The 14,401-nt window shown below is 59.5% G+C and carries 13 protein-coding genes and 3 tRNA genes; 5 read left to right on the top strand and 11 right to left on the bottom strand.

Features of this window, described 5'->3' with window-relative positions; all coding sequences use genetic code 11:
* Positions 1-91: 91 nt before the first annotated feature.
* The 3 genes from HB778_RS28860 to HB778_RS28850 all read right to left on the bottom strand — a co-directional run bounded on the left by HB778_RS28860 (position 92) and on the right by HB778_RS28850 (position 4,330).
* On the bottom strand, positions 92-3,886 hold the full coding sequence (locus HB778_RS28860; protein ID WP_183458877.1) for a hypothetical protein: 3,795 nt from the start codon (positions 3,884-3,886) through the stop codon (positions 92-94).
* Between the two features lie 196 nt (positions 3,887-4,082).
* Positions 4,083-4,156, bottom strand: a tRNA-Gly gene (locus HB778_RS28855).
* Between the two features lie 89 nt (positions 4,157-4,245).
* A tRNA-Tyr gene (locus HB778_RS28850) sits at positions 4,246-4,330 on the bottom strand.
* 202 nt (positions 4,331-4,532) lie between these two features.
* Between HB778_RS28850 and HB778_RS28845 the strand changes: the two genes are divergently transcribed.
* Positions 4,533-5,381 carry a TrmH family RNA methyltransferase gene (locus HB778_RS28845; protein WP_183458876.1) on the top strand — a complete coding sequence of 283 codons (849 nt, stop codon included), beginning with the start codon at positions 4,533-4,535 and terminating at the stop codon, positions 5,379-5,381.
* A 121-nt stretch (positions 5,382-5,502) separates the two neighbouring features.
* Here HB778_RS28845 and HB778_RS28840 read toward each other — a convergent pair whose 3' ends face one another.
* From HB778_RS28840 to gcl, 3 genes are all read right to left on the bottom strand, one after another.
* Positions 5,503-6,420: a 2-hydroxy-3-oxopropionate reductase gene (locus HB778_RS28840; protein WP_183458874.1), complete on the bottom strand. Its 918-nt coding sequence runs from the start codon at positions 6,418-6,420 to the stop codon at positions 5,503-5,505.
* A gap of 107 nt (positions 6,421-6,527) precedes the next feature.
* Positions 6,528-7,325, bottom strand: a complete 798-nt coding sequence (gene otnI, locus HB778_RS28835; RefSeq protein ID WP_183458873.1) for a 2-oxo-tetronate isomerase — start codon at positions 7,323-7,325, stop codon at positions 6,528-6,530.
* A gap of 17 nt (positions 7,326-7,342) precedes the next feature.
* Positions 7,343-9,124, bottom strand: a complete 1,782-nt coding sequence (gene gcl / locus HB778_RS28830) for a glyoxylate carboligase (protein ID WP_183458871.1) — start codon at positions 9,122-9,124, stop codon at positions 7,343-7,345.
* A 213-nt stretch (positions 9,125-9,337) separates the two neighbouring features.
* Here gcl and bhcR point away from each other — a divergent pair, with 213 nt between their 5' ends.
* Both bhcR and HB778_RS28820 read left to right on the top strand, forming a co-directional pair.
* Positions 9,338-10,159, top strand: a complete 822-nt coding sequence (gene bhcR, locus HB778_RS28825) for an HTH-type transcriptional regulator BhcR (RefSeq protein WP_183458869.1) — start codon at positions 9,338-9,340, stop codon at positions 10,157-10,159.
* A 134-nt stretch (positions 10,160-10,293) separates the two neighbouring features.
* Entirely contained in the window at positions 10,294-10,725 is a 432-nt protein-coding gene (locus HB778_RS28820; RefSeq protein ID WP_183458868.1) for a hypothetical protein, read from the top strand.
* Positions 10,726-10,796: 71 nt separating this feature from the next.
* Here the strand turns inward: HB778_RS28820 and HB778_RS28815 are convergent, their stop codons facing one another.
* The 3 genes from HB778_RS28815 to HB778_RS28805 all read right to left on the bottom strand — a co-directional run bounded on the left by HB778_RS28815 (position 10,797) and on the right by HB778_RS28805 (position 11,888).
* Positions 10,797-11,102: a BA14K family protein gene (locus tag HB778_RS28815; protein WP_183458867.1), complete on the bottom strand. Its 306-nt coding sequence runs from the start codon at positions 11,100-11,102 to the stop codon at positions 10,797-10,799.
* A gap of 185 nt (positions 11,103-11,287) precedes the next feature.
* On the bottom strand, positions 11,288-11,491 hold the full coding sequence (locus HB778_RS28810) for a hypothetical protein (protein WP_183458866.1): 204 nt from the start codon (positions 11,489-11,491) through the stop codon (positions 11,288-11,290).
* Between the two features lie 229 nt (positions 11,492-11,720).
* A complete protein-coding gene (locus HB778_RS28805) occupies positions 11,721-11,888 on the bottom strand; it encodes a hypothetical protein (protein WP_183458865.1) in 168 nt (55 codons plus the stop codon).
* Between the two features lie 157 nt (positions 11,889-12,045).
* Here HB778_RS28805 and HB778_RS28800 point away from each other — a divergent pair.
* Both HB778_RS28800 and HB778_RS28795 read left to right on the top strand, forming a co-directional pair.
* Positions 12,046-12,121 (top strand) — tRNA-Thr (locus HB778_RS28800).
* Positions 12,122-12,398: 277 nt separating this feature from the next.
* A complete protein-coding gene (locus tag HB778_RS28795; RefSeq protein WP_183458864.1) occupies positions 12,399-13,052 on the top strand; it encodes a hypothetical protein in 654 nt (217 codons plus the stop codon).
* A 146-nt stretch (positions 13,053-13,198) separates the two neighbouring features.
* On the opposite strand, the gene HB778_RS28790 is transcribed toward HB778_RS28795, so the two are convergent.
* Together HB778_RS28790 and HB778_RS28785 are read right to left on the bottom strand one after the other, a co-directional pair.
* Entirely contained in the window at positions 13,199-13,342 is a 144-nt protein-coding gene (locus HB778_RS28790; RefSeq protein WP_183458862.1) for a hypothetical protein, read from the bottom strand.
* Positions 13,343-13,564: 222 nt separating this feature from the next.
* The gene (locus tag HB778_RS28785) at positions 13,565-14,272 is read right to left on the bottom strand and encodes an endonuclease NucS domain-containing protein (protein WP_183458861.1); all 708 of its coding nucleotides are present in this window, start codon (positions 14,270-14,272) and stop codon (positions 13,565-13,567) included.
* Between the last annotated feature and the right edge of the window lie 129 nt (positions 14,273-14,401).

Below are 14,401 nucleotides of genomic sequence, written 5' to 3'. Positions count from 1 at the left end.
AATCAAAAAACGCTGTGCAACATAGCGCGCAGCGTTTCCGCCTGGATCGCGGTTATGATCTTGTAAGGTGATAAAGATAACGCTCTAGACATCACTCAAACCGACTGTTCTCGACCCGATCTTCTTCCAGTTCCCGGCCTCGCTCTGCATCCACAGCGGCGGTCAGCTTGGCGCGCGCCCACTGGAACGCGGCGACGAGGGCAGCGTCACTGCCGATGTCCAATCGGTCAAGCAATTGAAGCCGCCTCTCGTACTCGGTCGCCAATGACCCTCCGTAACTTGTCGGCCAAAGGGCCTCATACATCTTCATCAGGACCGCGACCGCATCGGGCGAGCGCTTCAGAAGCGCTTTCGCAATTGGATGCCACTCAAGTGGCGATGTATTCTCGGGCTGATCAAAAAGGAGCGCTATCGTGGCTGCAAAGGGATAGCGCAAACCTGGGTCGGCATCGCACCACGCCAGCAGCACCTCGTCCGCGACCACACCCAGCGGATTGGGGTGTAGATTGTTTGTATCTTGAACGATTGTGATATTTTCCTTGCGTTCCTGCTCGTCGCCCCCGAGCAACTCATCCAGCATTGTCGCCGGCTGTGCCTTGAACAACGCCTGGAGCAGGCCGTCACATTCCCACGAATAAACCTCGTGCTTCTTAATTGCCGCCCTCAGATTGCGCCAAACCTTCTTTGCGACGGGACCACCTTCAGGCCCTCCCAGGCAATTTCTGGCAACAACATCTAGCGTGTGGTCTCTGTGATCCGCGTGCTCGGAACGTGGCTCAAACTCATACCGCCCAAGAAGTACGCGGCCGGCCTCGACAGTTTCAGGCAATGGTGTTCGTTTCTCTCCACCATCTGCGTGCAGGCGCATCATGAGAATTTCCAGCGCAATGGGATTGCCACCGGGTTTCGCGCTAATGGCCAGGAGCAGGTCACGAAATGCCGGCCCCGGAATGGGATCGCATACCCGCCCGCCAACCAATGCGGAAAAATAGTGCGTAGGAACCCTGCCCAGTTCCAGTGCACGATGAAGCCGTTTGACGCCGGCTTCGTCTATCGGGACGCTCGTTTGAAGATCGACCAGCCATTTGCCTAGGGCTTTATCTTCGACAGCCTCATCAAGAAGTGCCTGCGCGCCTGCAGGATCCCTCGTTTGAAATCCCTGCAGGAAGCCGCGTAGAAGTTGCGTGTTTGGGTGCTCGGTTGCCGCCACCTGTGCCACCAAAGCCGCCCACATGATGCGAGGTGCTTTTGCGCCTAGCGCAAGTCCTCGCCCGAATTCGAACAGCCGCCCGTGACCGCTAATGAGTTCCGGGAGGAGAGCCTGCAATGTCTTTTCGTCGGCAGCGGCTTCTTTTCCAAATTGCTCAACAAGGGCATCAACGCGTTTCATACGCTCGGAAATGTCTACTTCCTCATCATCCTCGAAGTCATCAAGGCTGCCACCCCTTTCACCGAGCACAATGCCCCGTACGCTATCGATCAAATCTTTCGGCCTAAGAAATTGCTCCAACTCTGTGAGGCGCCGCAGGCTCTCGGCTTCAAGCGTCTTTCCTTCGTATTGCCGCGTCTGTCGTGCAGCGATCCAGCCGTCACGCCAGAAACCATTGCCAGCAATCGCCTTTGAAAGACGCTCCAACGCGTCGAGCTGGCCCGAGTTTTTCCAAAGGCCGCGGAACTTCCGGGCAATGGCTTTTTGCATCCTGTCCCTAACCGGGCTGTCTTGCAGGGCGAAAGGTTCAACTGCCTTGAGCACAGTTTCGAACCAGGCGCTGACTTCCGTTCCACGCCTTGGATGGTAGCCGTAGTCGCGTGAGCGGGCGCCAAACTCAAAACTGGAGTAAGGCATGAATTGCCCCGACTTCATCATGGCCTCTAAAGCCTTGACACCGAGTTGTTGCTCATACGGCTTGTCCGATTTCACCAGCTTGTCCGCCACCTTCAGCCGCATCGCCAGCGGCGCATGGGTTGCAGAAAAAGCGATATAGAACAGGGGCTCAATCGCTTTCAGCGTGTCATTGGCAACCGTCTTGTCAGTCACACTTGCGAACCTGCATAGCAGTGCGACAGCGCGCTCGAACAGCGCAGCGTCAAAAGCTAGTGCGTGCAAGAGGCGTATGAAATGCGCGCCACGTACCAATGTGTCGTTGTCTGCCCCGGCTAACACCTTCTCAAGCGCGGCAAGCGTCGCTTCGGGCTGTACCGGTGCTACGTTTTCGAACATCGCGCGACCGAGTTCATTTAGGTTCAGCACATCCGAAAGGAGCCCGCCTGCGGCCAGCCAGCCCCGCACGATCGTCTGCGCTTCCGGGCTGACATCGAGATAGCCAAGGCGACGCGAGAAGGAGCGCAATAGGCGTTCTGACGATCCGTTCACGATGGCCGCTTCGATAACGGGATAGGGAATGTTCTGAAGAGCCATTCCCGCCAGCCGATTTGCGATAGCGTGCGGCAAGATCGCGCGCCATTCGCTGCGCTTTTGCAGGAGATCCCGCCGCTTCAGTTCGGCAGCTGCCTTAAATACCTCTTGCGCGGTTTTTCCAACCAGCCCGCCGAGTATGGGTAGCTCTGCATCCTCCCCTGTCAACGCTTCGCCCTGGAAGGAATAAACCAGTGAACAGGCTTCAGCGATTTGCAACAGGCCCGCATCAGGGTCATGGCGTTGCTGGAACAGGCGTTTGAATAATTCGGTATCGGTGAGGCCGGAGACTGTCTCGGTTTTCTTTACAGTGGCGGCAAGAGCCAACGCTATTCGCGCGTTGCCGCCCGAAAACTCGGCAATCCTGCGCGCATCGATTTGCGACAGTTCGAGGAAACGCTGTGCCACCAATTTCTCGATCAAAGGCGGCGAGGACGTTTCCAGTGAGAAAACGTCTGTGCCTTCTGTCTGATCCTCACGGATGTCGTATTCAACGGTAACGACGCTGACCGTTGAGCCGGAGGCGCGCACCACCTCTGACAAGCGCTTGTGCGTTTCCGGAGGGCAATTGTCGATTACCAGAATTGCACGTGTGCCAGCTGCGATTAGGTCGGAAGCAAGGCCTCTGGGTTGAGGGTCAGGGGCATCGGCAACATCGGTGTAGATAGCGAGCGAGGGGTCCAGCGCATTCGCGCCAACTGCGTTGTCAAACAGGGCTTCGACGAGCCGCGTTTTGCCAACACCTGAAAGGCCGACAAGGCGAACAACCTGGCCTGGGTTCCGGAGTGCGTCCCGAATTCGGTTGATGCCGTCAACAACCGACAAACTGCCACCATCATTTTTGTTGTCCGCCTTGATGCGCGCCTTGTCATCGAGAAGATAACTTTTATCCGCGCCGGCTGGCACGTTGGACCATCCCCCGTAAGATTTCCAACCGGGAACGGATTTTCCAATTCGGGAACGCACCCATGGGATCAACCCCGGATGGTCACGCACCCAGCTCGCAACGCGGTTACGGTCATAGAAGTCGAGATGGAGCTTCGCCTCATCTGCGATGCCCTTCACCGCGTCCGCCATAGCGGTGCGGCGATTACCAAGTGCGGAATCCGCCGTAGAGCCGCTGGAGCTCACAATGATGTAGGCGCCGTCTGCGGCGGCCAGCTCCTCAATCACCGGACGAATGATAGCCTTCGGCTTCATCTCCTTCGGGATTTCCGAAGGTGGCATGTCAGGTTTCTTCACCTGAAAGCCGGTCGCGGCCCTTGGTATGAAACCCTCGATCTTGGTCCCTGAAGGCAGCGACACGCGCACGTCAAGGCCACCGTCCTTAGCGGTTTGGTCGCCGCCCCATGTGGCGGCAGATACGGGCAGGTTCGCGCGTCGCAAAGTGGCCTCACACAAAAGGCCAATCAGCGTTCGCAAGTCTTCATCATTGAGTGCGGCAATATCGTCGCGCGTGATTTCAAACATCGGTCGAAAACTAAGGGAGGGTCCGACGGTGCGTCAAATGATGTTCCCGAATCAGCAATCTTCGTACGGCGGAATGCCGGAAGAAGAAAAACTAGGCGCCCGCGATAGAATGAGGCGGAAAGTCGCTGGTGGAGACCAATGACGGTAGGCAGGCGTCTGTATCTTATGCTATTTGCGGATCGCACGGCTGAAAATCTGGAGCGGGTAGCGGGAATCGAACCCGCATATTCAGCTTGGAAGGCTGCTGCTCTACCACTGAGCTATACCCGCGCCTTGCACTGAAGTATCGGATTCACCCGAAAAGCGCCATGCCCTTTTCGGCCCGATGCTTTTTCGTTTCAGGGCTTCCGGGCCGGCAGTGGTGGAGAGGGTTGGATTCGAACCAACGTAGGCTAAGCCAACGGATTTACAGTCCGTCCCCTTTAACCACTCGGGCACCTCTCCAGTCTGCCGCCGGAGCCATGCAACGAGGCATTCTTGCCGATCCCGGAGCCCGAGTTGGATGTCTTCTCCGAAATCAGCGAAGCGCCTTATGGCGGCAAGGCCAGTGGGTGTCAACCGCAGTGGAAGGGTTTTTCGATGTTGTTCGCCGGCTGCGGCGACGGGCCATATCCTTGGCCGCGGCAGACCGCTATAGAAGCCGGCCATGAGCAACAAGACCAACACCCCCAAAGATACCCATTACGCCAAGCTGCGCCGCGCGCACCGCGACGAGAAGAGCGGCGGCGCCCCGGCATTTAAGCCACGTCAGCCCGTGCCACCCGGCGAAAACGCCGCCGATGGCCTGGTGCGACTTTATGGCCTGCACACGGTGCGGGCGGCGCTCGACAATCCGCGCCGCCGGATCAAAAAAATGCTGGTGACCCGCAACGCGGCCGAGCGTCTTGAGATAGCCGATCTCGCCGCCCTGCCCTTCAAGGCGGAGCTGGTCGAACCGAGAGACATCGACAAGATCACCGGGTCGGACGCCGTGCATCAGGGCGTGCTCATCGAGGCGGAGCCGTTGAAGCCGAAGCGCCTCGACGCGCTCGGCGACACAAGGCTGGTGCTGGTGCTCGACCAGGTCACCGATCCGCACAATGTCGGCGCCATCCTGCGCTCGGCGGTCGCTTTTGGCGCCGGCGCGCTGATCACCACCGCGCGCCACAGTCCGCAGGAATCGGGCGTGCTGGCGAAATCCGCCTCCGGCGCGCTGGAGCATATCGACCAGATCGAGGTGAAGAACCTCGCCGACGCGCTCGGGCAGCTGCACGAGGCCGGCTTCCAGACCATCGGGCTTGATTCGGACGGGCCGGCGGAACTCGAAACCAGCTTTGCCGGCGACAGGATCGCACTGGTGCTCGGCGCCGAGGGCAAGGGCCTGCGCCAGAAGACGCGCGAGACGGTGACGACGCTGGCGCGGCTCGACATGCCCGGCGCCATCCGCTCGCTCAACGTGTCCAACGCCGCGGCGATCAGCCTCTATGCCGCACGAGCCTTCCTCAAGCGCGGCTGAGCCGGAAACAGCGGACTATTTGCTGCAAACGAGAAACGGGTTCCGGCGACAGGCGCCGAAACCCGTTCTTGTGTAGGACGAGAGGTGGCGGTTTGGGAACGTTGCGCCGCCCTCTCCCGACCTATGCCGCTTTGCCTTTGACGTCCGCCACCTCGCCACCGACCTCGAAATTCGCCATCCGCTCCAGCGCCCTGACCAGCGCCGAGTGATCCTCCTTGGCGCCACCATTGGCGGCGCAGGAATTGAACAGCTGCTGCGTGGTCGAGGTGTTGGGCAGCGACACGCCGAGCGCTTTTGCCCCTTCCAACGCCAGATTGAGATCCTTCTGGTGCAATTCGATGCGGAAGCCCGGTGCGAAGGTGCGCTTGACCATGCGCTCGCCATGCACTTCGAGAATGCGCGAGGCCGCCAATCCACCCATCAAGGCCTGCCTGACCTTGGCCGGGTCGGCGCCGGCTTTCGAAGCAAAAACAAGCGCTTCGGCGACGGCTTCAATGGTCAGCGCGACGACGATCTGGTTGGCGACCTTGGTGGTCTGGCCGACACCGTTCGGGCCGACCAGAGTGATGTTCTTGCCCATCTTCTCGAAGACGGGTTTGGCGCGCTCGAACGGTTTTTCCTCGCCGCCGACCATGATGGTGAGCGACGCCGCCTTGGCGCCGACCTCGCCGCCCGAAACCGGCGCGTCGAGGTAATCGCAGCCGAGCTTGTTGACCTTCTTCGCAAACACCTTGGTCTCGATCGGCGAGATCGAGCTCATGTCGATGACCAGCTTGCCCTTGGTCAGGCCCGATGCCACGCCATTATCGCCAAACAGCACGTCTGCGACTTGCGGCGTGTCGGGCACCATGGTGATGATGATGTCGGCAGCCTTGGCGACGGCGGCGTGGCCGGAGACTGTTTTCAGGCCCTTGGTGACGAGATCAGCCGGCGGCTTTGAGCGATGGTCGCTGGCGATGACCTTGTAGCCGGCATCCAGCAAATGCCCCGCCATCGGCGCGCCCATGATGCCGAGGCCGATGAAGCCTATGGTTTCCATTGTTTTTCTCCAGAAAGTCTTCTGCTCGAACTCGTCGAAGGTTGGCGCTGCCCCTCATCCGCCTGCCGGCACCTTCTCCCCGTATAGAGACGGGGAGAAGGAAGCTGTTAAGCCGCCGCGCTCCCCTGCCCGGCCAAGCTCCTGAACCAGCCAAGCCCGGCTTCCGTGCCGGCTTTCGGCTTGTATTCGGCCCCGATCCAGCCGGAATAGCCGATGCGGTCGATGTGGTCGTAGAGGAAAGGATAATTGATCTCGCCCGTTCCCGGCTCGTGACGGCCGGGATTGTCCGCAAGCTGGATATGCGCGATGCGGCCGAGGTTTGCCTCGATTTTACGGGCGAGATCCCCCTCCATGATCTGCATGTGATAGATGTCATATTGCAGGAACAGGTTTTTTGAGCCGACGCGGTCGATAAGCGCCAGCGCCTGTTCCGAGTAGTTCAGGAAGAAGCCCGGAATGTCGCGCGTGTTGATCGGCTCGATCAGCAGCCTGATGCCGGCCTGTTCCAGCCTCTCCGCCGCGAAGGCGAGATTTTCGGCGAAAACATCCTCGAGCACCTTGCGGTCGACGCCGGCGGGCGCGATGCCGGCCAGGCAGTTGACCTGCTGGCAGCCGAGCGCCTGTGCGTAGGTGATCGCCTTTGCGATGCCCTGGCGGAATTCCGGCACGCGGTCCGGCAGCACGGCGATACCGCGCTCGCCCTTGCCCCAGTCGCCGGCCGGCAGATTGAACAGCACTTGCGTCAGGCCGTTCTTCTTCAGCCTGGCGGCCACCACTTCGGGCGCATGATCGTAAGGACCGATATATTCGACGCCCTTGAAGCCGGCGCGGGCGGCGGCATCAAAACGGTCGAGGAAATCATGCTCGCCAAAGAGCATCGACAGATTGGCTGAAAAACGCGGCATTCTTTTTGTCCTTTTTATCAATCGAGCATCACGATCGCGGTCGGCGCATCCTCATGGCTTTCGGCAAGGTCCTCGAATTCGGTGATCTTGTCGATCTCGGTGCCCATCGAGATGTTGGTGACGCGCTCCAGGATGAATTCGAGCACGACCGGAACCCGGTGTTCCTTCATCAGCCGCTGCGCCTGCTTGAAGGCGCCGGCGAATTCCTCGGGCTTGCGCACCCGGACCGCCTTGCAGCCCATCGCCTCGGCCACGGCGACATGGTCGACGCCGTAACCTGCTTCGGGATCGCCTGACCGGTTGATGTTTTCGAAGGCGAGGCTGACCTCGTAATCCATCGCAAAACCGCGCTGGGCCTGGCGGATCAGGCCGAGATAGGCGTTGTTCACGACGACATGGATGTAGGGCAGTCTGTGCTGCGCGCCGACCGCAAGTTCCTCGATCATGAACTGGAAATCATAGTCGCCCGACAGCGCCACTATCGTGCGGTCGGGATCGGCGGCGCGAACGCCAAGGGCTGCCGGCAGCGTCCAGCCGAGCGGGCCGGCCTGGCCGCAATTGATCCAGTTGCGCGGCTTGTAGACATGCAGGAACTGCGCGCCGGCGATCTGCGACAGGCCGATCGTGGTGACATAGGTGACGTCGCGGCCGAACGCCTTGTTCATCTCCTCATAGACGCGCTGCGGCTTCAGCGGCACCTGATCGAAATGCGTCTTGCGCTTCATCGTCTTCTTGCGAGCCTGGCACTCCTTTGCCCAGCCCGACCAGTCGCGCAGTTTGCCTGATGTCTTCCACTCGGTGGCGACGTCGAGCAGCATCTTCAGTGCCGCACCCGCATCGGACACAACGCCGAGGTCCGGCGCGAAGACACGGCCGATCTGCGTGGGCTCGATGTCGACATGGATGAATTTCTTGCCCTTGGTGTAGACGTCGACCGAGCCGGTGTGGCGGTTGGCCCACCGGTTGCCGATGCCGAAGACGAAATCGGCCTCCAGCATCGTCGCATTGCCATAGCGGTGCGAGGTCTGCAGCCCGCACATGCCGACCATCAGCCGGTGGTCGTCGGGGATCGCACCCCAGCCCATCAGCGTCGGGATGACCGGCACGCCGGTGATTTCAGCGAATTCGATGAGCAGGTCGGATGCATCGGCGTTGATGATGCCGCCGCCGGCGACGATCAGCGGCTTGTCGGCCGCGTTGAGCATCGTCAGGGCCTTTTCGGCCTGGGCGCGGGTCATGGCCGGTTTGAACGGCGCCAGCGGCTCATAGGCATCGATGTCGAACTCGATCTCGGCCAGTTGCACGTCGACCGGCAGGTCGATCAGCACCGGGCCGGGCCGCGACGAGCGCATGAGATGAAACGCCTTCTGCAGCGCCATCGGCACGAGATAAGGCTCCATGACGGTGACCGCCCATTTGGCGACGGGTGCGGCGATGGCGGCGATGTCGACGGCCTGGAAATCCTCCTTGTTCAGCCGCGCGCGCGGTGCCTGGCCGGTGATGCAGAGGATCGGGATGGAATCGGCTGCCGCCGAGTAAAGCCCGGTGATCATGTCGGTGCCGGCCGGCCCCGAAGTGCCGATGCACAGGCCAATATTGCCCGCCTTGGCGCGGGTGTAGCCCTCAGCCATGTGCGATGCGCCCTCGACGTGGCGAGCCAGCACGTGGCGGATCGTGCCTCTCGCCTTCAGCGCCGAATAAAGCGGATTGATCGCCGCGCCCGGCACGCCGAAGGCGCAGGCGATGCCTTCCTTTTCGAGAACGAGAACCGCCGCATCGACAGCGCGCATCCTGGCCATTTTCCGGCCCTCCACTTGGGTTGTCATTGTTGGATGGCCGATAATCTCAGCAAGCCGGCTATTTTTCAATTTTTTCAGAATATTTTTTCATTTCTAGAAAACGGCGGCTGTTTGCTGATTTTATTGGATTTTCGGTTTTCCAGGAATTTCCTTCGCCTCTTGAGTGAAAAACTTTTTCATTGCACGTTTGGAGAAATCGGCGAAACTGGCGTCATGGAAACCACCGAAAAACGCCAGCGTGGCCGGCCGCGTGCCTTCAACGGTCCGTCCGAGGCCACTTCCGTGCAGTCGCTCGACCGCGCGCTACGCATCCTGGCCATTGTCGCGGAGGGCAGCGGCCTGTCGTTGAGCGAGATATCAGCGCAGAGCGGCCTTGCCGCCTCCACCGCCTACCGCATGCTGACGACGCTCGAAAACCACGGCATGGTCGAGTTCGACACATCAGACCAGTTGTGGTCGATCGGCGTCGAGACCTACCGCATGGGCGCGGCCTTCCTGCGCCGCCGCAAGCTGGTCGACCGCGCCCGCATCGTCATGCAGGAATTGATGGAACGAACCGGCGAGACCGCCAATCTCGGCGTCGCCGAGGATGATTGCGTGGTGTTCGTCAGCCAGGTCGAGACGCACCAGGCGATCCGCGCCTTCTTTCGCCCGGGCACGCGCAGCCCCTTCCATGCCTCCGGCATCGGCAAGGCGGTGCTGGCGCATCTCGAACCGGAGCGCGTCGGCACCATTCTGCGCAAGGCCGGCCTGCAGCGCTTCACCGACAAGACACTGTCCGAGATCCCTGCCCTTGCCCACGATCTGGCTGTCATCAAGCGGCGCGGCTGGTCGGTCGATGACGAGGAGCGACACCCCGGCATGCGCTGCGTGGCCGCCGCCATCTTCAACGAGTTCGGCGAGCCCATCGGCGGCGTCTCGGTTTCAGGGCCGACCGTGCGGGTGACGCCGGAGCGGCTGGCCGAGATCGGCCCGATGGTGCGCAGCGCCGCGGCCGAGGTGACCAGGATGATCGGCGGCGTACAGGCCGGCTGATCAGCTTGCCCCAGGTAGCGCGCTCTTGGTCGTAATATCGAAGAAATCGAGCAGTATGGCCGTGCCGGCACCGCAAGCGCCGGCGGCATGACTCCGTCTTGCCGTGGCGTTCGAATGCATGCGAAAGGGCACGGATGCGGAAAACGGTTCAGCTTTTGCTTACCGCTTCACTTTGCGGATGCGTAGCGGCGGCACCTCGACCTGATGCCGGCGGCCAGCGCATCGATCCCATACCGATCCCGCTTGCCCTGGAGGAGATCATCACCACCGGCATCCGTCAACGCTTGCCGGATCCTGCTTCCGCCCGGTTCGGGAAGATGCTTGCCGGCGAGCGGACGCTGAACGGTCGCAAGGAGATCGTCGTCTGCGGCTTCGTCAACGGCAGGGATTCCTCCGGCAGCTATGGCGGCGACCAAGCCTTCATTGCCAAGGTCTACCCGGATTCGGGAAGCAGCTTCGATCTCGTCGCCATGGGCGACGCTTCGGAGACGAGGCAAATTGTCGGCAGCACCTGCAGCGCCGCCGGATTGCCGATCTCCGGTTCCAGCTCGAAGACGCAACTGTAAGCTTCTGTGAAAAAGGCAAAAAGGGGCCCGCGTGAGCCCCTTTTTCTGTTGCTGAAACAGTCCTCCTCCTCTCAAAGCCGGCAATAGTGGCTATAGCCGTCGCGGCCGATGTAGGTGTCGGAGTCCGGATCGTAGCTCGAATAGCGATCGAGGCAGCGGCGGACGTGCCAGGAACCGCCGTCTTCGTCGACATAGACGGTGCGCGGCGGCTGCTGGGCGAGCAGGCTGCCAAGGACAAACCCGCCGACGCCGGCGGCGATGCCGATGCCGAGGTCGTGGTGATGCGAATGAGCCGCCGAAGGCTGAACGGTGCCGACCAGCGCGGTGGCGACGACGGTGGAGGCGATGAGGCCGGAAACGAGTGTGCGCTTGAACATGATGATCTCCTTGCTTCGTTGACCGAGGCGATCCATCCGCCTCTTGATCATCTGTCGTCGCGGTAGCGAAAAAGGTTCGAAGCTTTTTTATCTTTTTTGCGGAGAGGCGGTCGGTTCCTTCCTGTCGATCGCGGGAAATGCAAAGGGCGGCCGAAGCCGCCCTCCAAACCCGACAGGCTTTGGCATCAAAAGATGATGACCACCCCGCCATGGTGATGATGGTGATGACGGTGGTGATGGTGGTACCACCAGTAGTCGCCGTAGTCGTCGTCGTAGTGATGATGGTGATGATGCATACCGTGAGCCGACGACGTCTGAACGGTGGCGGCCAGTGCGCCTGTGGCGACGAAAGTGGCCACGAGGGCGGAAGTGAGCGTGCGCTTGAACATGATGATCTCCTGGATCCTTGACCGAGGCGACCACTCGCCTCTGGAGGTCAGTCGGCGCGGCCTGTCAAAAGGTTCGAAAGGTCGAGGAGATTTTTCGGCGGGGTCGGAAAGAGCGAGTAGCGAGTAGCGAGTAGCGAGTAGCGAGTAGCGAGTAGCGAGTAGCGAGGCAGGATCGCACGGCAATCTCGGTCCCACTACCGACTATTCGCTGTTCCCTATTCGCTCTCTCTCATCCCATTCCCGTCACATGGCGCAGCCAGAAGGCGAGCGCGATGAAGCCGATGATCGTGGTCACGCCGGTCCAGTCGACATTGGCCTTCTTCACGTCGCTGACGAGCTTCACCAGCAACATCCAGGCGATGACCACGATGGGGAGAATGATGACAAGCCTGATCATGCGACACTCCAGTCCGAAGCGATTGCACCTCACCAATATGTAGGAAGCGCGCTCGCGGATTTCAGTATGGGCGGGCGGCGGGGTCATCCACCGCCGGGGTAACCGAAAACGGAGTTTTGTCTTTACTGACGCACGAAATATGCTACCGGAGCGCCGTGCCCTTGTAGCTCAGCTGGTAGAGCAGCGGTTTTGTAAACCGAAGGTCGGCGGTTCGATCCCGTCCGGGGGCACCAGCAAATCGAGCATTAGTCCCTATTTTACCTTCATAATTAGGTATGTTGTAGAGTGCCAGCATCTGCCGCTGCGCGTTCTATCCAGGCATTTGTGTAAGGATTTGTGTAAGGGAAAGTGGCCTTTTCAACCGAGTTTTTGGCGCTTTCTCTAGAATATCCTGGCATCTGGATGGGGCAGTCCCTCGCTGCTGCTAGGAACAGCAGGCAGGCTCCGATCATGTCCGGGGGCCGCCAGCATCTGTGATAATGTCCTATGTCATAGATGGGAGGAGGCTAAATGGGTGACGCAGATAAGTCCGTTTTTGGGGGTCTTCCACCGCCTCGCGCTTCCGATGTGCTGTTCGGCGGTGAGCCGAAAGACTGGCATCTCAACGCCTGCATCTCTCATTGGCATGAGACGGGATACGCTTATAAGGCGGGTTTTCGGAAGGCGGCGTTCGAACTGACGTCAAAGATGTGCGAGCGTCCGGTCGATCAGGACCTCATTGTGTATCCGATTGTGTACCTGTACCGGCACCACATCGAACTGGTCTTGAAGGACGTAGTCCGAATGGCTCTGGATCTCCAAGGGAAATCAATGACACCCGCCCAGGAAAGAAAGCTCGGCAGTCACGATCTTCTTTCTCTCTGGACTATGGCCAGGCCAATGCTTGAACCCGTTTGTGAGATCGTCGGGTCAGAGCCGCTGCCGTCCGAGGATCTGAATGGCGTAGATTCCTATATGAGCCAGATAAACGCGCATGATCCCCGAGGTGAAAGTTTTCGATACGCGAGAACTCGAGATTCCAAGAGAACGCTTGGCCCGGTCCTCAAGCTGATCAATATCCGGACGTTCGCAACCGGAATGGAGAAACTGGCGGACTATCTTGAGGGGATTGAGAGCTGGTTTGCTCAATTGATCGACGCCCGAAACGAGGCGTACGGCGAATGAAGCCCCCCTTGCGGTTCTTCCCTCGCGATCCCTCCCTCAATCCTAAGCGTCAGTGAACCGAGGGCCTAGGTCAGCCTCGACGAGGTCGAGCAGATTTCGATCTGACGATCACGCCGAACGAAATACTCTGACCATGGGGACTAGGGTCACTTTGCCTGCAGGCCGTACTTAGTCGCTTTGGTTAAAATGTCTTGGCATTCCGCCACTGTCGGCCCGCCGCGAACCGCCATGTCAAATACAAGAATTCCCTCACGTAAACTTTCATCAAATAAGCGCTTGTCATTCGTCATTAACGCAATCGCTTTTGCTCCGCCAATTCCGTGTTAAAATCATCAATGTCACAGGTTGGCTGACGCGCTCTATACATTTGCAGTATCTCATAGACTAGGCCGACTGCCTGGGATTCAGAAAGCTCCGATTCAGATGCCGCTCTAGCTGGCGTGCATGACACCAATATAATCCAAACTATTAAGCTGCGTGTATTCATTCAAGAACCCCATGAAAGAAATCATTTATGACCTAACCGCTTCTACATTATTTGCGAGTCTCAGCGAGAACGAAACCTCATATTCAAATAGGGTTACAGAAGGGAGCACGCTCCTAGCATATTTCAGATTTTCGCCGACGTTCTTGGCGACAATAATCCCCTGCACCTCTTTGTCCCTGCCGATGGTCTGTTTGACCCATCCCATGTAGCGAGCAATTTGCCCGATGGCGCGGTCAGAACTATTCCCGCGCTTGAGCTCGAATACGTAGAATGAGCCCTCATTGTCGACGGCCAGAAGGTCGATTGGGCCGACAGCAGTCGGATATTCAACGCCGTCCCGGCCGGTAGGGTCCACATAAAGGCAAAGCCTTTTTCCCCCGAAATCGATGGTGCTCAGGTTCGACGCCAGAAAGTCCCGCAGTTGATATTCCAATGAAAAATAAGGGGCGTCATAGCCCCGCTCAACTGGCTCGGCCTCACCGAGCAAATCCTCGACAATCCCGATACTACCCTCCGCACCTGGGGCGATCAGTCTGTACTCAGCTTCACTTTCCTGCTTGGTCCAGCCTTGCCTTTGTAATAGGGCCTTTCGATAGCTATGCGAGGTTCCGTAGACGAAATCAAAGCCATCCGGGAACATATCAGGATGCTGGCGTCCCCACTCTTTGAGGGGATAGACCTCGGCCCCGCTGCCGTCGGCTGTTGGAATGACAACAGTATGTCTCTGCACCATGGAATTCTCCCCCTCAACAAGGGGTATCATGGCGTTACCCTTGTCGTTCCGCAATGCACCAGGCGTCTAATGAAGGGCCGTTGCCCCTCGCGCCCACAAGAGGCCCAACGCAGCTTCCTTTTTCAAGGT

The sequence above is a fragment of the Mesorhizobium huakuii genome, from assembly GCF_014189455.1.
In the GTDB taxonomy this organism is placed as follows: domain Bacteria; phylum Pseudomonadota; class Alphaproteobacteria; order Rhizobiales; family Rhizobiaceae; genus Mesorhizobium; species Mesorhizobium huakuii_A.
Note: the sequence above shows the minus strand (reverse complement) of the source record. Positions and strands in the feature narration are given on the sequence as shown.

Excerpts from the sequence above, each read along its gene's own strand:
- HB778_RS28860 (WP_183458877.1), bottom strand. The coding sequence starts at position 3,886 with ATGTTTGAAATCACGCGCGACGATATTGCCGCACTCAATGATGAAGAC.
- HB778_RS28845 (WP_183458876.1), top strand. The coding sequence starts at position 4,533 with ATGAGCAACAAGACCAACACCCCCAAAGATACCCATTACGCCAAGCTG.
- HB778_RS28840 (WP_183458874.1), bottom strand. The coding sequence starts at position 6,420 with ATGGAAACCATAGGCTTCATCGGCCTCGGCATCATGGGCGCGCCGATG.
- otnI (WP_183458873.1), bottom strand. The coding sequence starts at position 7,325 with ATGCCGCGTTTTTCAGCCAATCTGTCGATGCTCTTTGGCGAGCATGAT.
- gcl (WP_183458871.1), bottom strand. The coding sequence starts at position 9,124 with ATGGCCAGGATGCGCGCTGTCGATGCGGCGGTTCTCGTTCTCGAAAAG.
- bhcR (WP_183458869.1), top strand. The coding sequence starts at position 9,338 with ATGGAAACCACCGAAAAACGCCAGCGTGGCCGGCCGCGTGCCTTCAAC.
- HB778_RS28820 (WP_183458868.1), top strand. The coding sequence starts at position 10,294 with ATGCGGAAAACGGTTCAGCTTTTGCTTACCGCTTCACTTTGCGGATGC.
- HB778_RS28815 (WP_183458867.1), bottom strand. The coding sequence starts at position 11,102 with ATGTTCAAGCGCACACTCGTTTCCGGCCTCATCGCCTCCACCGTCGTC.
- HB778_RS28810 (WP_183458866.1), bottom strand. The coding sequence starts at position 11,491 with ATGTTCAAGCGCACGCTCACTTCCGCCCTCGTGGCCACTTTCGTCGCC.
- HB778_RS28805 (WP_183458865.1), bottom strand. The coding sequence starts at position 11,888 with ATGATCAGGCTTGTCATCATTCTCCCCATCGTGGTCATCGCCTGGATG.
- HB778_RS28795 (WP_183458864.1), top strand. The coding sequence starts at position 12,399 with ATGGGTGACGCAGATAAGTCCGTTTTTGGGGGTCTTCCACCGCCTCGC.
- HB778_RS28790 (WP_183458862.1), bottom strand. The coding sequence starts at position 13,342 with ATGACGAATGACAAGCGCTTATTTGATGAAAGTTTACGTGAGGGAATT.
- HB778_RS28785 (WP_183458861.1), bottom strand. The coding sequence starts at position 14,272 with ATGGTGCAGAGACATACTGTTGTCATTCCAACAGCCGACGGCAGCGGG.